General features: G+C 66.0%; 1 protein-coding gene. It reads left to right on the top strand.

Annotation, left to right across the window (positions count from 1 at the left end; genetic code table 11):
- On the top strand, positions 1–1423 hold a 1423-nt coding region (locus ACWDOP_RS38960), incomplete at its 5' end, for a DUF222 domain-containing protein (RefSeq protein ID WP_456349088.1).
- Positions 1424–1659 lie beyond the last annotated feature (236 nt).

Here is a 1659-nt window from a genome sequence, read left to right on the forward strand (position 1 = left end):
GATGTACTCGTTGGGCAAGGACGAGGTCATCGAAGTTATGCAGGAGCTCGAGACCAGCTTCCGAAAGCTCGAAGCGGTGAAGCAGCGGTTCGCGCTCGAGTGCGGGGCGCGGGACTTGGGCCCTCGGGCGGGTGTGAAGAGCTTGATCCTGTTCCTGCAGCAGACCCTGCGACTGTCGTACGCCGAGGCCACCGCCCGCGTTCGCAACGCCGATCTGCTGTCGACAGTGTCTGTGGGTTCGAGCACCCGCCCGCCGAAATTGCCGCTCGTAGCTAAAGCGCAACGCGCCGGAGAGATCTCCGCCGACCATGTGAAGGCCATCCACGATGCGCTGACGCGGATCCCCGACGCTGCCGGTCCGGAAGTGAAGGATCATGCCGAGGAGCATCTGACCTCGTATGCCCGTGAGGGTGATCCGAAGGGTGTGACCAAGCTCGGGGTCCATATCCTGGCCCACGTCGATCCCGATGGGCGTTTGACCGAGGACCGGGACCGCCAGCGGGTCCGGTGCGTCAAGATCGGGCATCAGGGCATCGATGGCATGTACCCGATCTCCGGGTATCTGACCCCGCAGTTGGGGGCGGTCATGATCCCGATGTTCGAGAAATTCGGGCGCCCCGGCATGTGCAACCCGGACGACCCCGAAAGCCCATGGACCACCGCCGAACTGGGTCTCGATACCGAACTCGACGACGGCGACGACACCGGTGATGATGCCAGGGCCGATGATCCTTCGCTGACCCCGGCAGAGCGTGCCCGCGCTGCGGCTCGTGCGAAACTGCGCGCGGCCGCCAAACGGGACCGCCGCAACGCCGAGCAACGCAACCACGACGCCCTGCTGGTGTTCTTCCGCCCCGACATGGGACCCACGAAGCTGGGATCGCATCGCGGCCTGCCGGTCTCGACGATCATCACCATGAGCATCGACGACCTCGAGAAGCGCGCCGGGGTCGCCACCACCGCGACCGGCGGCACGATGTCGATCACCCAGGCCCTCCAGGTGGCCAGGAACTCGACCCCGTATCTGGTGGTGCTCGACCGCAACGGCCGACCCCTGCACCTGTCGCGCGGCCAGCGTCTCGCCAACCCGGCACAACGCCTTGCGCTGACCGCCACCGAACGTGGGTGCACGCGCCCGGGATGCGACGCGCCAGCGAGCCGCTCGGCTGTACACCACATCCGAGAATGGGCTGATGGTGGCGAAACGGACATCGAGAACCTGACTTTCGCCTGCGATGCCTGCCACGCCCAGATCAACAACGGTCCGAACGGCTGGGAAACCGTTGTGATGGGTGAGGATTCGGAGAATCCGGGCAAGACCGGGTGGATTCCTCCACCGCACATCGACCGAGCTCGTAGGCCGCGTGTGAACTTCCGTCATCATCCCCAGTTTCCGGGTATTCCCGCGCGATGGCGCTGTTAGCCACCCCGGCCCCGGGATATCGAGTCTCACCGCTGTTTTCCACTCTGCCTCTTCGGCTTTCCCATGCCGAAGGGGCTCCTCGCGCGCTCAGGCGTTGGCCCGCTCTTCCCGCCCGTGCGGCGGGTGCGTCCACACGTATCAGTGTTCACGCCCGTGGCCGACGTAGCCCGAACCCGCACCCACGCTGCGGCTTCCGGCGGGGTTCGGGAGAGCGGGCAAAGCAGATGCGGCAGTGC

This window comes from Nocardia sp. NPDC003693, from assembly GCF_053981095.1.